At 74.8% G+C, this 19,760-nt stretch carries 19 protein-coding genes; 13 read left to right on the top strand and 6 right to left on the bottom strand.

What is annotated here, in order from left to right; genetic code table 11:
- Window positions 1-110 precede the first annotated feature (110 nt).
- From O7634_RS23745 to O7634_RS23720, 6 genes are read left to right on the top strand one after another with little or no spacing between them, the layout of a single operon-like run.
- Window positions 111-743: an ATP-binding cassette domain-containing protein gene (locus tag O7634_RS23745; RefSeq protein ID WP_278152340.1), complete on the top strand. Its 633-nt coding sequence runs from the start codon at window positions 111-113 to the stop codon at window positions 741-743.
- Window positions 740-2,017: an extracellular solute-binding protein gene (locus tag O7634_RS23740; protein WP_278152339.1), complete on the top strand. Its 1,278-nt coding sequence runs from the start codon at window positions 740-742 to the stop codon at window positions 2,015-2,017. The genes O7634_RS23745 and O7634_RS23740 overlap by 4 nt, the downstream gene beginning before the upstream one ends.
- Window positions 2,014-3,780: an ABC transporter permease subunit gene (locus O7634_RS23735; protein WP_278152338.1), complete on the top strand. Its 1,767-nt coding sequence runs from the start codon at window positions 2,014-2,016 to the stop codon at window positions 3,778-3,780. The genes O7634_RS23740 and O7634_RS23735 overlap by 4 nt, the downstream gene beginning before the upstream one ends.
- Entirely contained in the window at window positions 3,777-6,161 is a 2,385-nt protein-coding gene (locus O7634_RS23730) for a tetratricopeptide repeat protein (RefSeq protein ID WP_278152337.1), read from the top strand. Before O7634_RS23735 ends, O7634_RS23730 begins: the two co-directional genes overlap by 4 nt.
- Before the next feature lie 46 nt (window positions 6,162-6,207).
- Window positions 6,208-6,825 carry an ABC transporter ATP-binding protein gene (locus O7634_RS23725; protein ID WP_278152336.1) on the top strand — a complete coding sequence of 206 codons (618 nt, stop codon included), beginning with the start codon at window positions 6,208-6,210 and terminating at the stop codon, window positions 6,823-6,825.
- The gene (locus tag O7634_RS23720; protein ID WP_278152335.1) at window positions 6,822-8,243 is read left to right on the top strand and encodes a DUF6297 family protein; all 1,422 of its coding nucleotides are present in this window, start codon (window positions 6,822-6,824) and stop codon (window positions 8,241-8,243) included. The genes O7634_RS23725 and O7634_RS23720 overlap by 4 nt, the downstream gene beginning before the upstream one ends.
- A gap of 3 nt (window positions 8,244-8,246) precedes the next feature.
- On the opposite strand, the gene O7634_RS23715 is transcribed toward O7634_RS23720, so the two are convergent.
- Together O7634_RS23715 and O7634_RS23710 are read right to left on the bottom strand one after the other, a co-directional pair.
- Entirely contained in the window at window positions 8,247-9,668 is a 1,422-nt protein-coding gene (locus O7634_RS23715) for an NAD(P)/FAD-dependent oxidoreductase (RefSeq protein WP_278152334.1), read from the bottom strand.
- Window position 9,669: 1 nt separating this feature from the next.
- Window positions 9,670-10,230 (bottom strand): hypothetical protein, encoded by a 561-nt coding sequence (locus O7634_RS23710; protein WP_278152333.1) that lies wholly within the window; start codon window positions 10,228-10,230, stop codon window positions 9,670-9,672.
- A 181-nt stretch (window positions 10,231-10,411) separates the two neighbouring features.
- Between O7634_RS23710 and O7634_RS23705 the strand changes: the two genes are divergently transcribed.
- A complete protein-coding gene (locus tag O7634_RS23705; RefSeq protein WP_278152332.1) occupies window positions 10,412-11,020 on the top strand; it encodes a TetR/AcrR family transcriptional regulator in 609 nt (202 codons plus the stop codon).
- Between the two features lie 16 nt (window positions 11,021-11,036).
- Here O7634_RS23705 and O7634_RS23700 read toward each other — a convergent pair whose 3' ends face one another.
- Both O7634_RS23700 and O7634_RS23695 read right to left on the bottom strand, forming a co-directional pair.
- Complete coding sequence (locus O7634_RS23700) at window positions 11,037-12,272, bottom strand: low temperature requirement protein A (RefSeq protein ID WP_278152331.1); 1,236 nt, start codon at window positions 12,270-12,272, stop codon at window positions 11,037-11,039.
- 214 nt (window positions 12,273-12,486) lie between these two features.
- The gene (locus O7634_RS23695; protein WP_278152330.1) at window positions 12,487-13,089 is read right to left on the bottom strand and encodes an MBL fold metallo-hydrolase; all 603 of its coding nucleotides are present in this window, start codon (window positions 13,087-13,089) and stop codon (window positions 12,487-12,489) included.
- A 79-nt stretch (window positions 13,090-13,168) separates the two neighbouring features.
- Here O7634_RS23695 and O7634_RS23690 point away from each other — a divergent pair, with 79 nt between their 5' ends.
- The 3 genes from O7634_RS23690 to O7634_RS23680 all read left to right on the top strand — a co-directional run bounded on the left by O7634_RS23690 (window position 13,169) and on the right by O7634_RS23680 (window position 15,272).
- Complete coding sequence (locus tag O7634_RS23690) at window positions 13,169-13,975, top strand: SDR family oxidoreductase (RefSeq protein WP_278152329.1); 807 nt, start codon at window positions 13,169-13,171, stop codon at window positions 13,973-13,975.
- Window positions 13,976-14,075: 100 nt separating this feature from the next.
- The gene (locus tag O7634_RS23685) at window positions 14,076-14,963 is read left to right on the top strand and encodes a pentapeptide repeat-containing protein (protein WP_278152328.1); all 888 of its coding nucleotides are present in this window, start codon (window positions 14,076-14,078) and stop codon (window positions 14,961-14,963) included.
- Between the two features lie 72 nt (window positions 14,964-15,035).
- A complete protein-coding gene (locus O7634_RS23680; RefSeq protein ID WP_278152327.1) occupies window positions 15,036-15,272 on the top strand; it encodes a preprotein translocase YidC in 237 nt (78 codons plus the stop codon).
- A gap of 8 nt (window positions 15,273-15,280) precedes the next feature.
- Here O7634_RS23680 and rnhA read toward each other — a convergent pair whose 3' ends face one another.
- Together rnhA and O7634_RS23670 are read right to left on the bottom strand one after the other, a co-directional pair.
- Window positions 15,281-15,754 carry a ribonuclease HI gene (gene rnhA / locus O7634_RS23675; RefSeq protein WP_278152326.1) on the bottom strand — a complete coding sequence of 158 codons (474 nt, stop codon included), beginning with the start codon at window positions 15,752-15,754 and terminating at the stop codon, window positions 15,281-15,283.
- Between the two features lie 10 nt (window positions 15,755-15,764).
- On the bottom strand, window positions 15,765-17,054 hold the full coding sequence (locus tag O7634_RS23670) for a lycopene cyclase family protein (RefSeq protein WP_278152325.1): 1,290 nt from the start codon (window positions 17,052-17,054) through the stop codon (window positions 15,765-15,767).
- 282 nt (window positions 17,055-17,336) lie between these two features.
- Between O7634_RS23670 and O7634_RS23665 the strand changes: the two genes are divergently transcribed.
- The 3 genes from O7634_RS23665 to O7634_RS23655 all read left to right on the top strand — a co-directional run bounded on the left by O7634_RS23665 (window position 17,337) and on the right by O7634_RS23655 (window position 19,700).
- Window positions 17,337-17,822, top strand: a complete 486-nt coding sequence (locus O7634_RS23665) for a hypothetical protein (protein WP_278152324.1) — start codon at window positions 17,337-17,339, stop codon at window positions 17,820-17,822.
- Between the two features lie 112 nt (window positions 17,823-17,934).
- Window positions 17,935-18,519 carry a class F sortase gene (locus O7634_RS23660; RefSeq protein WP_278152323.1) on the top strand — a complete coding sequence of 195 codons (585 nt, stop codon included), beginning with the start codon at window positions 17,935-17,937 and terminating at the stop codon, window positions 18,517-18,519.
- Window positions 18,520-18,599: 80 nt separating this feature from the next.
- Complete coding sequence (locus O7634_RS23655) at window positions 18,600-19,700, top strand: magnesium and cobalt transport protein CorA (RefSeq protein ID WP_278152322.1); 1,101 nt, start codon at window positions 18,600-18,602, stop codon at window positions 19,698-19,700.
- The last annotated feature ends 60 nt before the right edge of the window (window positions 19,701-19,760 follow it).

Raw genomic sequence — 19,760 nt, 5'->3', positions numbered from 1 at the left:
ACGCCCGGTCCGCCCGGACGAGCCGCCCTGATCTCCACAGTGGAAGGGTCGATGACATCGACGGTCGGCGCGGTGTGCCACCCTGGGACGGGCAGCAGCGGTCACCGGAGGTGAGGGTCACGTTACGGCTACACGCACTGGTCGCCGTCCCCGGCACCGGGCCGGTGACCCTGGACGTCCCCGCCGGCACGCTCGCCGCCCTGGTGGCGCCACCCCGTTACGGCACCGCCGTGGCCCGGGTGCTGGCCGGGCTCGCCGCACCGGTGACCGGGCGCGTCCTGGTCGGTGAGCGCGACGTCACCGCCCTGCCGCCACCGCGCCGGCAGATCGGGTACGTGCCGGCCGGCGGGGCGTTGCTGCCGCAGCTCACCGTGCGCCGCAACATCGAGTACGGCCAGCGCAAACGCGAACGGGTGCACGAGGTGGCCGACGACTGGACGGCCACCGTCGTCGACCGGCTGGAGCTGGCGCTCTCGCTGACCCTGCTGCCGCACCAGATCTCGGCCGCCCAGCGGTTCCGGGTGGCCCTCGCTCGGGCGGCGGCCTGCCTGCCCGAGGTGCTCGTGATCGACCTGCCGGCCGGCTCGGCCGGGGACAGCCGCCTCGGTGACCTGGTGCCCCGGCTGTCTCCGCCGGACGCGCCGGGCGTGGCGGTGCTGGTCTGCACCGCCGACCCGGCCACGCTGGCCGAGATCCCGCTGCGGCACGAGCTGGTCACCGAGCCGAGCGGGGCGTCGCGGTGAGGCCGACCGGGCGGCTGAGCCGTCGTACCCTGCTGCGCGCCGCCGCCGTGGGCGCCACCGCGCTGGCCGCCGGTTGCACGGGCGGCGACCGGTCGGTGCAGGTGGCGGTGGTCTGGAGCACCAGCGAGTTGGACCGGTTCCGTCAGGTCGTCGACGGCTATCCCGGCTCGGTGCGGGTGGTCAGCGCCGGCAACGACATCGACGCGTTCCTGCGGGCCCGGCATCTGGCCGGCACCAGCCCGGACGTGGCGATCCTGCCGCGCCCCGGCCTGGTCAGCGAGTACGCCCGGCGGGGTTGGTTGAGCCCGCTGCGCCCGTCGACCGAGTACGCGGTGCCCACCGGGCTGGGCGAGCTGCTCACGGCCGGCGGCCAGCGGTACGGGGTGTGGGTGAAGGCGGCGCACAAGTCGCTGGTGTGGCACCTGCCGTCCATGCTGCCCGAGCAACCCGCGACCTGGGACGCGCTGGTCGAGCAGACGCGGCGGCTCGGCGCGCTCGCGCGGCGCGCCGGTGGGCCGGCCCCGCTGGCCATCGGCGCCGCCGATGGCTGGGTGCTGACCGACTGGTTCGAGAACGTCCTGGCCGACGTCGCGCCGAACGACTACACCGCTCTCGCCCGACCCGGCGCCGACTGGCAGGGCCGTTCGGTGCGCGACGCCCTGGACCGGCTCGCCGGGCTCTGGAGCATCCCGGGCGCGTTCGTCGGCGGCGGCCGGCGCGCCCTGCTCACCCAGTACGAGGAGGCGGTGATCCAGGTGGTGCACGCCCGGCGGGCGGTGCTGCTCGTCGGCGCCGACTTCACCGCCGACGTCGTCGGTCCGTTCCAGCGCGGGGCGGAGGCGCCGACGACGTTCCGGTTCCCCGGTGACCAGCCCGGTGGCGCTCCGCTGATCGTCGGTGGCGACGCCGCCGTGGCGTTCGCCGGCAACCGGGGCGGTGTCGAGCTGGTCGAGTGGCTCAGCCGCGCCGACTCGTTCCAGCCCTGGCTGCGGGCCGGCGGTTACCTGTCGCCCAACACCAACGTGACGATCACCAGCTACCAGAGCCGGGTCGGCCAGCGGCTGGCCCTGGAGCTGCGAGAGCCCGGCACGCTGCGCTTCGACCTGTCCGACCAGTTGCCGGGCGCGTTCACCGGCTCGGACGGCGTGGGCATCTGGCGGATCATGCAGGGTTTCTTCGCCGACGTCACCGACGGCGTACGCGCCAGCGAGGCGATCCGCCGCGCCACCGGCCTGCTCGCCGAGGCGGCCCGTACGGCGGAGCGCGGCCGATGAGCCCGGGGCGGGTCCTCGGTGAGGTGGCGGTCCTCGACGACGTCGGGCCGCCGCGGCGCGGGCGGGCGTACCCGGCGGCGGGGGCGACATCGGCGCTGCTGCTGCCGGCCGCGGTGCTGCTCGGTGGGTTGGTGCTGTGGCCGGTGCTGCGGACCGTGCACGCCAGCGTCACCACCGACGGTCGGTGGGTCGGCGCGGCGCACTTCCGCACGGCGCTCGCCGCTCCGGACACCGGCGCGGTGGTCGGCCGCACCGTCCTCTGGGCGCTGCTGGTGCCGGCAGTGGTGACGGCACTGGGCTATCTGCTGGCCGTGGCGTCCCGGCGTTCGCAGGAGGGCGGGCTGGTCCGGTTGATCCTGCTGGTGCCGGTGGCGCTGCCGCTGGTCGTCACCGGGGTGATCTTCCGGCTGATGTACGACCCGGACCCGAGCCGGGGGCTGGCCACACTGGTCGCGACCCGGTTGACCGGGCGTGCGGCCGACGACGCGCCGCAGATGCTCGGGCCGGGTCTGGTCACCGTCGCCCTGATGTCGGCGTTCGTCTGGGCGTGGGTGGGGCTGGCGGTGCTGGTCTTCCGGTCCGCGCTGGACGCGCTGCCACCGAGTCTCGCCGACGCGGTCCGGGCGTACGGCGGAAAACGCCGGCACGTGCTGTGGGACGCGCAGTGGCGTCCCCTGCTGCTGCGGACGACAGCAGTGGTCTTCGCGCTCGTCGCGGTCGGCACCAGCCGCACGTTCGACCTGATCCTGGTGATGACCCCCGGGTCGGTCCGCGACGAGGCGTCGGTGCTCGCGCTGCGGATCTGGCAGACGTCGGGCGGCACGACCACCGGCGAGGGCGCCGCGCTCGGGGTGGTGTGGTTGGTCGCGGTCGTCGGCGGCATCCTGGTGGCCGCCCTGTTCGTCCGACAGGCGTGGCCCCCACCGCCGGTCGAGCCGGTCGCGCAGCCCGGCCCGGTGGCCCCGCCCCGGCGGGTGTTCCGGCTGCTGGCGGCGGGCGCGGCGGTCGTCTGGCTGGTGCCGTTGGTGGTGCTGGTCGCCACCTCGGCGCACGGACAGGTGGACGCCGCCGCGCACGGCTGGTGGTCGCGGCCACCCGCCGTCGAGTCCTACCGGGAGCTGATCGCCGGCACGGAGCTGTGGCGCACGCTGGGCTTCACGCTGCTGCTGGCGACCGCGGTGACCGCCACCGTGCTGGTGGTCGCGCTGCTGGCCGCGTACCCGTTGGCCTGGCTGACCGGGCCGGCCGCGCAGGCCACCGGTCTGCTGCTGCTGGCGGCGAGCGTCGTGCCGGTGCAGGTGATCGCCGGGCCGGTCAACGAGGTGCTGGGGCTGGTGCTCTCCTCCGGCACCGCACAGGGGCTGGCGTTGGTGCACACCGCGCTCGGTGTGCCGTTCGCGGTGCTGGTGCTGCGCAACGCGTTCGCCGACCTGCCTGTCGAGCAGGTCCGCGACGCCCGGCTGGGTGGTCGCCGATGGTGGCACACCCTGCGTCGGTTGGCCCGGCACAACCTGTCCGCGGTGGTGGCGGTCTCCGTGTTGGAGTTCGTGCAGGTCTGGAACGACCTGGTGGTGGGTCGGCTGTTCAGCGCGTCGGGGGCGTCGCCGCTCGGCCCGTTCCTGGCCGAGCAGACCCGCAGCTTCGTGAGCAACAGTGGCACGTTGGCGGCCAGCTCGGTGCTCGCCTCGGTGCTGCCGGTGGTGCTCGTGGTGCTCTCCCGCCGGCACCTGGTCGCCGGGCTCGTCTCCGGGGGCGTGCGGTGACCCGGCCGGGCGGGGGGCGGGGTGGCTCGCGCTGGCCGGCGTTGATCGCCATCGGCGGGGTGGTCGGCAGCATCCTCGCCAACGTGGCCAGCAACCTTGCCGGAAACCTTTTGTCCGAGCTGGCCGCCGACCTGCTCGGGCCGGCGACGATCGTGCTGGCCGCCGGCAGCGTCGTCGGCTACCTGGTGTACGAGGTGCGCCGCCGCCGGGCCGACCGGCAGGTCGACCCGGAACCGACGGACGTGCTCGCCGCGCCGACCACCGGTACGCCGACCCTGCCCTACACCGCCGAGTTCACCGGTCGCGGCGAGCACGTCGAGACGGTGGTCGGGTTGCTCGCCCGGGAACACGCGGTGGCGGTGCTGGGCCGGCGGGCGGTGGGCACCTCGGCCTGCGCCGTGGAGGCCGCCAACCGGTGCCGGGAGGACTTCCCGGACGGGCAGCTCTACCTGGATCTGCGCCGCCGTGGTCGGCCCCGCTCGGCGAAAGAGGTGCTCACCGCGCTGGCCCGCATCCTGGGCACCGCGGCACCGACCTCCGGCCGACCGGACGCGCTCGCCGCCGCCGCCGACGCGCTGCGCGGCCAGCTCGACGGGCGCGCGATCCTGCTGGTGCTGGACAACGTCGACCGCCCGGACCAGGTGCGCCCGCTGTTGCCGCCCACCGCCCGCACCTGCCGGCTGCTGCTCGCCGGCGGTCCGGCGCTGGTCGGTCTGAAGGGCGTCGTCGCGCACTGGATCGCCGAACCGGGCACCTCCGAGGCGGTGGAGCTGTTCGCGACAGCGGGCGGGGCGGCGCCCGCCGCCCGGGTACACCGGCCCGACCCGCGTACCGATCCGGCGGTGGCCGAGATCGTCGACCTGTGCGGGCGGCAACCGCGCACCGTCCGCGCCCTCGGCTACCGCACCGCCCAGCACGGCTGGCGGCACGCCGACGTGCTGGACGCGCTGCGCCGCGCGGTGCAGACGCCACCGCACCAACGGCTCGCCGTCTCACCGGCGGCCCGCCTGGTCACCGAGCGGGACACCGCCTACCGGGCGTTGCCCCGCGAGGCCCGCCGGTTGTACCGGCTGATGTCGCTGGTTCCCGCCCCGGTGGACCGTCCGACCATCGCCGCGCTGGCCGGGCGGCACCCCGAGCGGGTGACCGACCTGCTGGACCGGTTGGCCGCCGCCGCGTTCGTGGACGGCGCGCCCGGCGACCGGTACGAGATCCGCCCCCTGCTCGCCGCCAGCGCCCGACTGCACCTGCGCGACGCCGACCCGGTGCGGGCCCGGGTCGCCGCCCAGGCCCGGTTGACCCGGCACCTGGCGCGCCGGGCGGAGCGGCACGCGGCCAACCTGGCGGTGCTCGGCGCCCCGCCGGACCGGGAGTGGTCGCTGCCGCTGGACGACGACCCGTACGGCTGGTTCGACCTGCACCAGGAGCTGCTGCGGGCGGTGGTAGGGGTGCCGGCGGGCGCGGCCGAGACGCTGCCGCGGCGGGTGCGCCGGTGGTGGTTCCGGCTGGCCGTGGCGCTGTGCGGGTGGCTGGCGTACACCGAGCGGCTGGACGAGTGGGAGCAGGTCTGCCGCACCGTGCTGGCCACCCCGACCGCGGACGACCGTCCGGAGATCGCCGGGTGGGCGCACAACGAGCTGGGTGTGCTGCGCCGACGCCGGCACGACCCGCAGGGGGCGGCCGCCGCGCTGACCCTCGCCGTCAACGAACGGGGGCGCCGGGGCACCGCCCAGGCCCGGATGAACCTCGGTCTGGCCCTGCTCGACCTGGGGCAGCTCGACGACGCGGTGGAGCACCTGGAGATGTCCCGGCGGCACCGCTCCGGGGCCGACCGGGCCGGGCACGCCCTGACCGACCTGGGCCTGGGCGCGGCGCAGTTGGCCCGGGGTGAGCTGGACGCGGCGCACCACCACCTGGTGCGGGCGGCGAACACGTTCCGCTCGGTGGGTGACGCGCGCGGGTACGCGGCGGCGCTGACCAACCTGGTGCTGGTGCACGCCGCGCTCGGCGAGCACCTGGACGCCGCCCAGGCGTGGCGGGCCGCGCTGCGCGAGTACGAGTCGGTGAACGATCCGACCAGCCGGGCCACCGCCCTGCTCAACGCCGGGGCGACGCTGCTGCGCAGCAGCCCGGGGCAGGCGCGCACGGCGCACGAGCTGCTGACCGAGAGCCGTCGGCTGCGCAGGCAGACGCAGCCGACCGCCGGACTGGCCCGTACCCTGCTCTACCTGGGCGACGCGTGCGCCGCGCTGGGCGAGCACACCGACGCGCGGCGGCACTGGAAGGAGGCGGCGTCCGTCGCCGAGGACGTCGCCGACGACGCGAGCCGCGCCGCCGCCGCCGCGCGACTGGAGGTGGACACTGACGACCGCGTGACCTAGGTCGCCCCGGTTGGTCGCTGGCGGGGCTCTGCGAGACTCTGTGATCGTGGACGCGCTCACCGTACGGGGCCTCAGCCGTAACTTCGGGAACCTGGTCGTGCTCGACGACGTGAGCTTCACGCTCCCGGCCGGCCGGATCGCCGTGGTGCTGGGCCCCAACGGCAGCGGCAAGACCACACTGCTGCGCTGCGTCGTCGGCGCCGACCGGCCGGACGAGGGCGAGGTGCTGGTGCAGGGTCGCCGGGCCGACGAGACCGATCCGCAGGTGCGGGCCATGGTGGCGGCGGCCCTGGACGACATCGACTTCTTTCCTGACCTTTCGGTGGTCGAGCACCTGGAGCTGGTCGCGTACGCCCACGGGGGTGACGCCGAGCCGGTCGGGGAGGTCCTCGCCGAGCTGGGTCTGGAGCCGGCCCGCGACCAACTGCCGGTGACCCTGTCCAGCGGGCAGCGCCGCCGGCTGGCGCTGGCGTCGTGTTTCGTCCGGCCCCGCCGGGTGTTGATCCTGGACGAGCCGGAACAGCGCCTCGACGTACGGGGCCGGCAGTGGCTCGCCGACCGGCTGCTGCGGGAACGGGACGCCGGCACGGCAGTGCTGATGGCCTCGCACGACCCCGAGCTGATCGACGCCGTGGTCGACGAGCGCATCGAGATCGGCCGGTGAGCGCCCCGCCGGCGACCGTCGCCGCGACTCCCACCGCTGTGCCGACCGCCCGGCAACTGCGCAGACGCCTGCGCCGGGCCCGCAGCCGGCACCACGACCATTCGCTCGGCGACGTGCTGGGCGACGCGTACGTCATCGTGCTGTTCACCGGCATGTACGGCTGGTTCGCGATCAGCGCCAGCCGTAACCTGCTCAACTCCCCCACCGTGGGGCAGGCGGAGCCGGGGGTGCGCTGGTGGTTGGTGGTGGCCGCGCTGCTGGCCGGCGCCGGTCTCGCCTGGCGTGGTCTGCGCGCGCTCGGCCCGTTGCTGGTCACCCCGGCCACGCAGAGCTGGGCGACGAGCGCGCCGGTGGACCGGCGGGCCTGGCTGGCGCCGCGCTTCGTCCTCCTGCTGTTGGGGGCGGCGGCCGGCGCCGCCGGGCTCGGCGTGGGCGTGGCGGCGCTCGGCGGGGTCGGCGAGGCGCCGGCCCTGGGCTGGGCGGCGGCGGCCGGCGCGGGGTGGGGCGCGTCCGCGCTGGCGCTCAGCGTCGTGGCCCAGAGCAGCCGGTCGGGTCGGCGGTGGCCCACGCTGGCCGGCGCGGTGCCGATGGTGGCGGCGGCGGTGATCACCGCCGCCGTGGTGCTCGCCGGCGGTATCGGCGACGGGCTGCCCCGCCCGGCGGCGACGCCGACGCTCGCGCTGGTCGCGGTCGCGGCGCCGCTGGCGGTGGTGGGGACGATCCTCGCGGTACGCGCGCTGCCCCGGGTCGACCGCGCCACGCTGACCACCGGCGCGCAGTTCGCCAACGCCGCCGCCACGGCCACCATCCTGCTGGACCCGAGCCTGCTCGCCGGGCTGGTGGAGAGCCGGCGGTGGCGTCGGATCGGCCGGGTGCGCAGCCGCCGGTTCCTGCCCGGCCCCGCCTGGTGGGCGCTGATCCAGGCCGACGTCCGCCGGCTGCGCCGGCACCCGAGCGCGGTGCTGATCTGGGCGACGCTGCTCGGCGTGCAGTACGCTGCCGCGCTCGCCCTGCCGGGGTTGGCCGGGGCCGCGCAGGTGGTCCTCGCGTACCTCGCCGCCGACCGGCTGACCGGCGGCCTGCGGGCGGTCAGCCGGTCGCCGGGGCTGCGCCGGGCCCTCGGCGGCAGCGACGCGCTGCTGCGCGGGATCCACGTGGTGGTGCCGGCGGTCGGCGCGGGCCTGTGGTGGTTGCTGACGGTGCCGACCGTCGACCCCGGCCCGGCGTGGCTGGCCCCGACGCTGGCGCTCGGCGTGGTGGCAGCCGCGTTCCGGGCCGGCACCCGCCCGCCGATCGACTACGGTGGCGCGACCGTCAACACGCCGTTCGGGATGATCCCCGTCGACCTGCTGCGGCAGGGCTCGCGGGGGCCGGCGCTGCTGGCCGTGCTGGTCCTCGTCCAGGTGTTCCTGGGCTGACCGTCACCGGCCGTAGGTCTCCAGCAGGCGCAGCCAGACCTCGCTGACTGTCGGGTACGCCGGAACCGCGTGCCACAGGCGGTCCAGCGGGACCTCGCCGACGATGGCGATCGTCGCGGCGTGGATCAGTTCGGCGACGTCCGGGCCGGCGAACGTGCAACCCACGATCACCCCGCGGTCCTCGTCGACCACCATCCGGGCCCGTCCCCGGTAGCCGTCGGCGTGCAGCGCGGCCCCGGCGACCGCGCCCAGGTCGTGGTCCACGACGCGGACCCGTAGCCCGGCGGCCTCGGCCGCGGCCGCGGTCAGCCCCACCGACGCGATCTCCGGGTCGGTGAAGACCACCTGTGGCACGGCGCGCTCGTCGGCCGTTGCCACGTGCCGGCCCCAGCGGCCGTCCTCGACCGCCTCCCCCGTCGCCCGGGCGACGATCACGTCGCCGACCGCGCGTGCCTGGTACTTGCCCTGGTGGGTCAGGAGGACCCGCCGGTTCACGTCACCGGCGGCGTACAGCCACCCCCCGCCGCCGACGACGCGCAGCGTGTCGTCGACCGGCAGCCAGGCGCCGGGGGTCAGCCCGACGGTCTCCAGGCCGAGGTCCTGGGTGTTCGGCGTCCGGCCGACAGCCACCAACACCTCGTCGGCGTCCACCGGCTCGCCCTCGGCGGTGACGACGTGCACCGTCCCGCTCTCGTCGCGGCGAACGGCGACGGCCGCCGCGCCGACGCGTACCGAGACGCCGGCAGCGCGCAGCGAGTCGGTCACCAGCTCACTGGCGAACGGCTCGACCGTCGGCAGCACCCGGTCCCGGGCCAGCATCGTCACCGAGGACCCCAGAGCGGCGAACGCGGTCGCCATCTCGGACGCCACCACGCCACCGCCGATGATGGCGAGTCGGCGGGGGACCGAGTGGGCCGAGGCGGCCTCGCGGCTGGACCAGGGGGCCGCCTCGCGCAGACCGGGGATGTCCGGCAGCAGCGCGCCACTGCCGGTCGCGACGACCACCGCGTGCCGCGCGGTCAGTCTGGTGGTGCCGCCGTCGGCGTCGGTGACCTCGACGACCCGGGCCGCGACGATCCGCCCGTGGCCGCGGTGCAGGGCGATGCCCGCCGAGTCGAGCCAGGACACCTGCCCGTCGTCCTTCCAGTGCGCGGCGAACGAGTCCCGGCGGGCGAGCACCGCGGCGGCGTCCAGGTTGCCCGTCACCGCCTCCCGGGCGCCCGGGAGGTGACGCGCCGCCCGCAGCGCGGACGCGCTTCGCAGCAGCGCCTTGGTCGGCATGCAGGCCCAGTACGAGCACTCGCCGCCAACCAGCTCCCGCTCGATCACGGCGGCGGTCAGGCCACCCCGGACCACCCGGTCGGCGACGTTCTCCCCGACCGGACCCGCGCCGATCACGACGACGTCGTACTCGATTGTCGTCATGTCAGTTGCCCTTCGCGGTGCGGCCGAGCCGGATGGCGGCGACGAGGAAGAAGATCGCGCCGGGGATGGCGTAGCCGGCCGCGTTGGTCAGCGCCGGGTCCGCCGCGGCGGCGCTGGCGATGAAGGAGCCACCGGCGAGCACCGAGATGCCACCGCTGATGATCATCGGCCACTGGCCGCCCATCCGGCGGCGGGTGACACCCACCACCAACTGCACCAGACCGGCCACGCCCGCCCAGGCGCCCCACACCCGCAGCACGGCGGGAATGCCGGAGGCGCTGGCGACGCCGATGCCGACGGCGGTGAGCAGGCTGACGGCGATGTTCACGTACAGCAGTGTCGGCGAGCCGGTGGCCCGCGTCGCGCGCAGGTCGTAGATCGCCGCGCCCACGTCGAACAGCGGGTAGAGCACGAACAGCACCACGGTGAGCGGGGTGATCTCCTTGGCGGTCGCGATCGTCACGAGCGCCCAGACGATGGCGAAGGCGAAGCGGGTGAAGTACAGCCGCCGCAGGGCGGCGGCGGGGCGGGAGAGACCGGGCGAAGCAGCGATGGTGGTCACGATGACCCTTCCGGCGGAGGCGTGGGATGGCGAACGTCCGGCAGCGGTTTGCGATACCGATCGTTCTGTCTCGCCAACTATGCCCGCGACACGACGCACCGTCAAGACCGAACGTTCTACCTTTGGAGTGAGGAGCGCCTCAACCCGGTGGACCGAACGTTCTACCCGATAAGATGGCGGTATGACGCGCACCGAATCCGAGGCCCGGCCCTCCGCGGCGCGACTGCGGCTGCTCCAGACGGCGAGCAGGATCTTCTACGCCGAGGGGATCCACGCCGTCGGCGTCGACCGGATCGTCGCCGAGGCGAATGTGACCCGGGCCACGTTCTACCGGCACTTTCCCAGCAAGGACGACCTCATCCTGGCGTACCTGCGGGAGATCCGGCAGCTCGAGCGCGGCATGGTCGACGCGGCCACCGCCGCCCACCCCGCGCCGGTCGACGCGCTCCGCGCCATCGCCGACGCCATCGGGGCAAACATCCAGTCCCCCACGTTCCGCGGGTGCGCCTTCCTGAACGCGGCGGCCGAGTACCCCGCCACCGACCACCCGGTGCACAAGGAGGTCATCGCCCACCGGCAGTGGTTCCTGGGCACCCTCACCGGGCTGTTGGCGCAGGTTCACGAGGAGTCGGCCGACCCGTCCGCGCGCCACTTCGTCATGCTGCGCGACGGCGCGATGGCGGCCGGCTGCCTGTTCGATCCCGCGCTGGTGGCCGAGACCTTCACCCGTGGCGTCGACGGGCTGCTGCGCGCCAACGCCGACCGGGACTCGTCCACGCCCACCCGATAGCGGCCAGCGCCGCCGTTCACGCCTCGATGTCCCGATCGGCGGAGCCCTCGGGACCGGGCGGCCCGGCCGGGACGTCCAACGGGTGTCGCCGGCTGCCCCGCGCGTCGAGGAGCGCGACCAGCGCCAGCACCACGGCCACCTCGCTCAGCGCGACCATCGGCGGCGCACGCCACAACGCCGGTGTGGACAGCAGCAGGGCCACCACGCCGATCCGCATGGGCCGGGTGGCCTGACCGAAGATCTGGTTCTGCAATCGCATCCGGGCGGCGAGGAAGAGCGCCGGACCCCCGATGACGAACAGCAGCCAGGTCGGCCGCGCCGGCCCGAATGGATGATCGATCACCATCTCGTAGCCGACGGCGGTGACCAGCACGCTGAGCACGACCAAGAGGTGGGTACGCTCCGAGGCCGTGCCCAGTCGGGCGGGCAAGCTCGCCCGGTCCAGCGCCTCGGTGAGCAGCAGACCGGCGCGGTGGAAGTAGATCCGCCAGAGCAGCGCGCTGGTGGCGAACGCGACGACGAAGGCCGCGATCCGTGACGCCGAATAGTCCGCACCGCCGAACACCACGCCGATGACCAGGATCGACTCGCCGAGGGCGACGAGGACCATCTGCTGGTGACGGTCGGCGAGGTGCGACCCGGCGATCCGCCAGCGGCCCACCGTCGAGGCCCCGAGTCGCGGCACCGGCCAGCCCAGGGCCCAGGCGAGATAGTCGACGGCGACGGCGGCGGCCCACAGCGGCAGCCGAAGGTGGTCCGGCCCCCAGGCGCCGGCCAGCCAGAGCGGAGCGCTCACCGTCCCCCAGATGGCCAACCGGAACGGCACCAGCCGCCGCGGGTGCCCACGCAGCGCGGCGGCGACCACCAGCGGCCGCACCAGCATCACCACCAGGTACGCGACGGCGAACGGCAGCGCCCGCTCCTCCATCGCGCCCGGCAGTGCCACCGCCAGCACCAGGCCCGCGAGCATGGTGCCGATGACGACGGCCTGGATGATCGACCGCTCCGGTTCGTACCGGCTGGTGATCCAGACGGTGTGTGACCAGATCAGCCAGAGCGCCAGGAACAGCAGCAGGGTACGCGCGAGCCCGAGCACGAGCGCCCAGCCGGTGTCGTCGTGCAGCTCGGCGAATCGGTGCGAGACCTGGGTGAGGGCCACCACGAACGCCAGGTCGAAGAAGAGCTCCAGGAACGTGGCGCGGCCCGAACTCATCGGCGGGCGCAGCAACTCGACGCCGCGTCCCGCCGTCATCGCCCTCCTCACGTCGCTCCTCGTCGCACCAACGAATCGCGGCCGGACGGGTTGCGCCGGCGACGCGGCGGCGTCGATCAGGAGGGCCGGTCGCGCTTCTGGAGGGCGGCGGCGATCTCGGCAATGCCCTGCGCGATCTCGGTCGCCGTGCGGGCCGCGTAGCCGAGCACCAGGCTCGCCCTGGGTGATCGTTAGGCGCACGGGTGGGACCTGGTCAGACGGTGTCACCGGGGACGAGGTGGCGGTAGCCGGGGATCGTCTCGGCGAACCAACCGGCGACACCGGCCAGGCCGCGCTCGTTGAGCTGGGCGTCGTGGATCGGGTACGCCGCCGCCGCGCCCACCTCGCGGCCGAACCGGATCGCCTCGTCCAGGCGCAGCCACGAGCCCTGCGCCGGGACCAGCACTGTGCGCACCGGCACGTCCGGCACGTGCAGCGAGTCGCCCGGGTGGTAGAGCTGGTCACCGATCAGATACCCGAGGTTGGGACAGTCGGGTTGTCCATCGTGGACTGTGGCGTGCCGACCGCCGTGCGCGCTGACCGCGATGCCGGCCGCCGTGAAGTCTTGGCCCGCCCGGACCCGGGTCACCGGCAACGGCGCGAGATTCGGCAGCCGGGCGCCCTCGGGGGCGTACACCGGGACGCCGAGTCCCGCGAGTCGCAGCACATCCACGTGGTCGGTGTGCTCGTGGGTGACCAGGACGGCGTCCGCGCCGACCAGCGCGCGTGGCTCGCTCCACGTCCCCGGGTCGACGACGAGCACCCCGCCGTCGTGCTCGACGCGGACGCACGAGTGGGTGAACCGGGTGATCCGCACCCGCCGACGGTACTTCGCCGACGGGCTCGTCATGGCCCCGTCGGCGATTGGGCTGACCCTGTCGGGGTAGTGCGGCAGCATGGCGCAGCGATACGAGAACTACCCGAGGACGGCGGTCGTCACCGGCGCGGACTCGGGCATCGGCAAGGCCTGCGCGGTGGCGCTGGCCGAGGCCGGCTTCGAGATCGGCATCACCTGGTACGGCGATCCCGACGGCGCGGAGCGGACGGCCACCGAGGTCCGTGCGACGGGGCGACGCTGCGAGGTCGCCGAGGTGGACCTGACCCTACTGCCGGGCGCCGCCGGGGTGGTGGACGAGTTGGCCGACCGGCTGGGCGGCATCGGGGTGCTGGTCAACAACGCCGGCACCGGCGCCTCGACTCCGTTCGTCGACACCGGGTGGGAGCAGTGGCGCGAGGTGCTCGCCGTCGACCTGGACGCGCCCTTCCTGTGCGCCCAGCGGGCCGCGCGACGGATGCGGGCCACCGGGGCCGGCGGGCGGATCATCAACATCACCAGCGTGCACGAGCATGCGCCCCGGGTGGGCTCCGCCGCGTACTGCGCCGCGAAGGGCGGGCTGGGGCTGTTGACCCGGGTGATGGCCCAGGAGCTCGCCGCCGACGGGATCACCGTCAACGCCGTCGCTCCGGGCGAGATCGCCACGCCCATGACCGGTCAGGAGGATGTCGACCCGTTCACCCAGGAACGGCCCGGCGTGCCGTTGGGGCGCCCCGGCGACGCCCGGGAGGTGGCAGCGGTCGTCGCGCTGCTCGCCTCTCCCGCCGCCGGCTACGTCACCGGCGCGTCCTGGCCCGTCGACGGGGGCATGCTGCTGATGGGCCCGCAGGCCGCGGCGTTGACGAACGACGACTGGAGATCGGTCTGACCGGCACCGTCAACGCATCAGCGCGGGACCCCCGACCGACCCGCCTGCTCGGCGCGGGGAACAATTGCGCTCGACCGTCACCACCAGGAGGGCCGCCGGCGTGTCGACCAGCCCCGCGCCGCCGTTCGGGGCAGCGCGGCTGCGCGCCGACTGCGGACGCTGCTTCGGCCTCTGCTGCGTGGTGCCCGCCTTCGCCGCGTCGGCGGACTTCGCGATCGACAAGCCGGCCGGCCACGCCTGCCCCAACCTGGGCCCGGACCACCGCTGCGGCATCCACTCGGAGCTGCGGCAACGGGGGTTCCCCGGCTGCACGGTGTTCGACTGCTTCGGGGCCGGGCAGCAGGTCGCCCAGGTGACCTTCGGCGGGCGCGACTGGCGGGACGCGCCGGAGACGTTGCCGGCGATGGCGGAGGCGTTCGCCGTGCTGCGACCGCTGCACGAACTGCTCTGGTATCTCACCGAGGCGATCGCGCTGCATCCGCCGGACGATCTGCGCGCCGGCTTGGAACGCGCCCACGCCGAGACGCTGACGCTGACCGAGGGGGACCCCGCGCAGCTTCGTACTGTCGACGTCGCCGGCCACCGGAGTCGGGTCAACCCGCTGCTGTCCCGGGCCGGCGACGAGGCCCGCGCCCCCGGCGGCGTCGACCACCGGGGAGCGCATCTGCTCGGGGCGGACCTGCGGCGCGTCGACCTGCGCCGGGCCAACCTGCGCGGGGCGTTGCTCGTCGGCGCCGACCTGCGCGGAACGGACCTCGGCCTGGCCGACGTCACCGGCGCGGACCTGCGCGGCGCCGACGTTCGGGGCGCGGACCTGCGGCGCACGCTCTTCCTGCACCAGAGCCAACTGGACGCCGCACGGGGTGACACGCACACCAGGCTGCCGCGGACGCTCACCCGACCGACGCACTGGACGGCGCTGCCGCTCACCCCGGTTCGTCAGCCGACCCGCTCCCCCGTACCCGGCCGGCGGGGACGGCGCCGCTGACCGCGAGGTTTCGGCCGGGACGACCCCGGGTAGCCAGCGCCGACGCTGACCGGCATCGACGGGGGGCACGGCGTGGGCTACCGAAAGCGCGACGGTGAGCTGCCGGGCGACCCGCAGCACAGCGAGGACGAGGCCGGCCAGGTGCCGCTGGTGCAGGTCGAGGCGGACACCGAGGTCCCCGCGCCGGCGGACACCGACGCCCGCCCGGACATCGTGACCGAGCCCGACAGCTCGGGTGTCGTCGGTGGCTCGTCCGGCAGCAGCGGCGGCGGGTCGAGCATGCCGGGGCACCCGGACGCGACCCGCTGACGTCGAGGTCAGCGCCCCGCCAGGGCGGCCCGCGCCTCGGTCATGCCCTTGTTGGCGAGCCGGTCGGCGCGCTCGTTCTCCGGGTGCCCGTTGTGCCCCTTGACCCACAGCCAGGTGACCTCGTGCCGTTCGCAGGCCGCCTCCAACCGCTGCCACAGGTCGGCGTTCTTCACCGGCTGCTTGGCGGCGGTCCGCCACCCGTTGCGCTTCCACGAGGCCAGCCAACCGGTGATGCCGTTGCGCACGTACGTGCTGTCGGTGTGCAGCTCGACGGTGACCGGCCGGTTCAGGCTCTCCAACGCCTGGATGGCCGCCATCAGCTCCATCCGGTTGTTGGTGGTGGGCGTGGCCTCGCCGCCGCACAGCTCGCGCTCGTGATCGCCGTAGCGCAGCAGCGCGCCCCACCCACCCGGCCCGGGGTTGCCACTGCACGCCCCGTCGGTCCAGATCTGCACGCCCCTGCCGGCCGCCGCGTCCACCATGCCCGGCAAACTACCGGGAGCGGGCGTCGTCCTGAGCCAGTGGGGGCGCGGGCACGTCGGCGTGCCCCACCACGGCCGGCGGGATGGCCGGGGCCGGCCGGGTCGTACGCAGCCGGTCGCGGACGCGGTGCGCGGCGTCGCCGGCGGTCGCGGCGATCATCGGCAGCAGCCGGGTGGAGTTCATGACCGCCACCTCCTCGGCCGGGGTGGTCATGCCGTCGAGGAAGCGCAGCACCCGCTCGGCCGGGTTGCGGTCGAAGAGCCGGTCGAAGAACTCGGGGCCGCCCACCCCGCCCCGGTCCAGCGCACGCAGCGCCACCGCGTCCATCCAGCGGTGCCGACTCGGGTACGCGGCCGCCGGCACCGGCGCCCGGCCCGCCGCCAGCGCGCGGGCCACCTGGTCGGCCTGGCGGTACATCGCGGAGAAGGTGAAGCCGGTGGAGGGGCGGGTCGCGCCGCCGGCCGTGCCGAGCCGTACCACGTGGGGGGTGGGTCGGGCCGGGAACGGCGCGTCGGTCATCGGGATCACGCCGTTCTCCACCTCGCGCACCCGCAACCCGGCCGGGTCCAGCCCGAGCAGGTCCCGGTAGCCGGCGAGCGCCGCGTCGTATCCGGCGTCGTCGAGCAGCGTCGGCGAGAACTCGGTGTACTCGACAAGGGCGTAGCGGTCGTCCACCGGCAGCACGTAACCGAACGAGACGCCCCGCGCCGGTTGCGGGGTACGGAAGTCCATCAGCACCGCCCGCGCCGGGTCGAACGTCGGTCGGTCGGCCTCCAGCCACCAGCCCCGGAAGTGTTGCAACCAGGTGGTCCGCCCCGCCCGGGCCGGCGGCCGGGGGCGGGAGTCGAGCACCCAGCCGGCCCGGATGGCGCCCCCGCCGCCGGTACGCACCAGCACCCGGGTGCCCTCGTCACGGACCTCGTCGGCGGGCGCGGCGATCCGGACGACGTCCAGCCGGCGCTCGGCTTCGGCAGCCCGGTCGTAGACCGGGCCGGAGCGGAGCATGGCGTACCGCAGCGGGGCCAGGTCCAGGACACGACGGCGCGCCGCCGTCGCGACCTCGACCTGCGACCAGCTCGCGCTGAGCAGCGGTTCCAGGTCCGGGTCGGGACGGCCCCAGAAGGCCCAGGTGCGGTCCTGGCCGCGCCGACGGACCGGGTCGACGACGGCGATCCGCAGGCCCCGGACGCGGTGCCGGTCCAGCGCGGCGAGCAGCAGCGACGCCGCGCCGCCACCCCCGAGCAGCGCGAGGTCGACGTCCAGTGGCGCGGTGTCGGTCACGACACCACGCTGCCACACGGTACGGCAGCGCGCGCGTGCCGGGGCGGGGCGGCGACGGAGCACGGCGGCTTGAGTTGGCGGCCCGGCTCAGGCCGGTCGATCCGCGCATCCCCGACGAGGGGGTCTTTCCGCAGCTCTTCCCGCCTTCGGGTGGACACGTGACGGCAACGGGGATTTCTCATTTTCACCTGATCGAGGGCCCAACCCCCCTAGTGTTGGGCACACCGGTGCTAGTCACGGAGTTGGCCACCCGAACGACGTCCCACGCACTCAGCGGACGAAAAGTGAGGGAAGACGCGTATGAAGGTCTCAACAGCACTCTGCTCGGCGGCGCTCGGCGTGGGTCTCGGCACGCTCCTGCTGCCGGGCGCCGCACTGGCCGACACCACGGTGTCACCGGCCAGCACACCGGTCGGCGGGACCGTCGTGCTCACCGCGACGACCTGCAACCCGAAGTCGGGCGACGCCCTCTTCCGGGTCACCGGCCCCAACCGCGACCAGAACGTCCGATCCACCACGGCCGCCGCGGGCGGCGGCCTGAGCGCCGAACTGTTCACCGCCGGATTCACCCTGGGCACCTACACGGTGGCGGCGACCTGCGGTGACGGCAGCCCGGCCGGCACCGCCACGTTCACCGTCACCCCGATCGGAGCGGCGCCGGCCGGCTCCGGAGGCGACGACCGCGACACCGGCGCCCTGGCCGCCGGCGGCACGCTGCTCGGCACCGCCCTCGCCGGCGCGGTGATCCTGATCCGCCGGCGTCGTCCGGTGTCCACTGTCGCCTGATCGGCGGCCGTTCCATCCCTGAGACGGGTGCCCGCGTCGGTCACACCGGCGCGGGCACCCGACGACCGCGAACGGAGACACCCACGTGTGGTGGCGGCGAACCCTACCGGCAGTGGTCGCCCTGCTCGGCGTCAGCGGGCTCGGGCTGATCGCGGTCGGCCTCACCGCCGACCCGCCCCGGCCGCCACGACCGCCGGCCGACGCGCCGAGACGCGCCGCACCCCCGCCGGACCTGGCGCCACTGCCCCGCGCCGCGCCGGTCGGGGTGCGGATCCCCGCCATCGACGTCCACGCCGACGTCGTGTCGGTCGGCACGGACACCGCCGGGGTGCTGGAGGTGCCGCCCCTGGACCGGCCCACCCTCGCCGGCTGGTACCGGCACGGGGTGAGCCCCGGCGAGGCCGGCAACGCCGTCCTGGTCGGACACGTCGACGCGCCGTCCGGGCCGGCGGTCTTCTTCGACCTCGGGCGCCTGAGCGCCGGCCAGCAGATCCAGGTCACCCGCGCCGACGCGCGGGTCGCCACGTTCACGGTGGACGAGGTGCGCGCGTACCCCAAGGAGAACTTCCCCAGCACACTGGTGTACGGCCCGGCGGACGTCGCCGGGCTGCGCCTGATCACCTGCGGCGGCCGGTTCGACGCCGCGACCGGCAACTACGTCGACAACATCATCGTCTTCGCCACCCGTACCGCCTGAGTCGCGCTGCCCCACTGTCGAGCGCCGGAGCCCGCTCGGCAGAATGCGGTGACAGTGCGCTGGCGACGGGGAGGCACGGGGTGGATCAGCCGGTGGTACGGGAGCGGGCCGGTCGAGGCGTACGCGCCCTGGCCCGTCGACTGCTCGGACGCGTCGAGGACGACTCCCCCGGCCCTCGCCGGTCCAACCCGGACGCCGTCGTCGACTGCGCCGTCTACGTCAACGGCCAGCGGGAGCCCGGCCGACAGCACTACGCCGACGCGTACGCCCGGACCCGGCGCGGTCGCGACGCGTTCGTGTGGCTGGGACTGCACGACCCCGGCCCGGCGGTGCTGGCCGCGGTGGGCCGGACCTTCGGCCTCGACGAGCTGACTGTCGAACAGGCGCTCGCCGACGGACACCGGCCCACCGTGCAGCGCCACGGGCCGGTGACGCTGCTGGTGCTGCGCACCGCCGGGTACGTGGAGCACGACGAGCTGACCGACACCTCCGAGGTGATCGACACCGGGGACGTGATGGTGCTGCTCGGTGACCGTTTCGCCATCACCGTCCGGCACGGGGCGGCAGGGGCGCTGACCAGTGTCCGAGCCGACCTGGAGGGCCGCCCGACGCTGCTGGCCACCGGTCCGTGGGCGGTGGCGTACGCGGTCTGCGCCCGCATGGTCGACTCCTACCTCGAAGTGGCCGGGCACGTCGAACGGGACCTGGAACGGGTCGAGGAGGCGGTGTTCGCCCGCGGTCGCAGCGCTGACATCCAGCACGTCTACCAGCTCAAACGGGAGGTGGTGGAGTTCAAACGTGCGGTGCTGCCACTGCAGGCGCCGATGCGTACGCTGCTCGAACCCGACGGCCCGCCGCGCGCCCTGCACCGCTGGTTCGTCGACGTCGACGGCCGCCTGAGCCGGGCCGTGGACCGGGTGGCCGCGTACGACGACCTGCTCACCTCGATCGTCCAGTCGCGGCTGGCCCAGCTCGCCGTCGAGCAGAACAACGACATGCGCAAGATCGCCGCATGGGCGGCCATCGCGGCGACGCAGACCGGCATCGCCGGCATCTACGGCATGAACTTCGACCACATGCCGGAGCTGGCCTGGCGCTACGGCTACGCCGCGGCCCTGGCCCTGATGGCGCTCACGGCCCTGGCCCTGCACCGGCTGTTCCGCCGCTCCGGCTGGCTCTGAGGCCCGCCCCGGGCGTTCAGCGGCGCGCGGAGAGGAAGGTGACCGGCGGTCCACCCCGGG

It is taken from the genome of Micromonospora sp. WMMD1120 (assembly GCF_029626235.1).
Lineage (GTDB): Bacteria > Actinomycetota > Actinomycetes > Mycobacteriales > Micromonosporaceae > Micromonospora.
The sequence above is the reverse complement of the archived record's forward strand: the minus strand, read 5'-3'. Positions and strand labels throughout refer to the sequence as shown.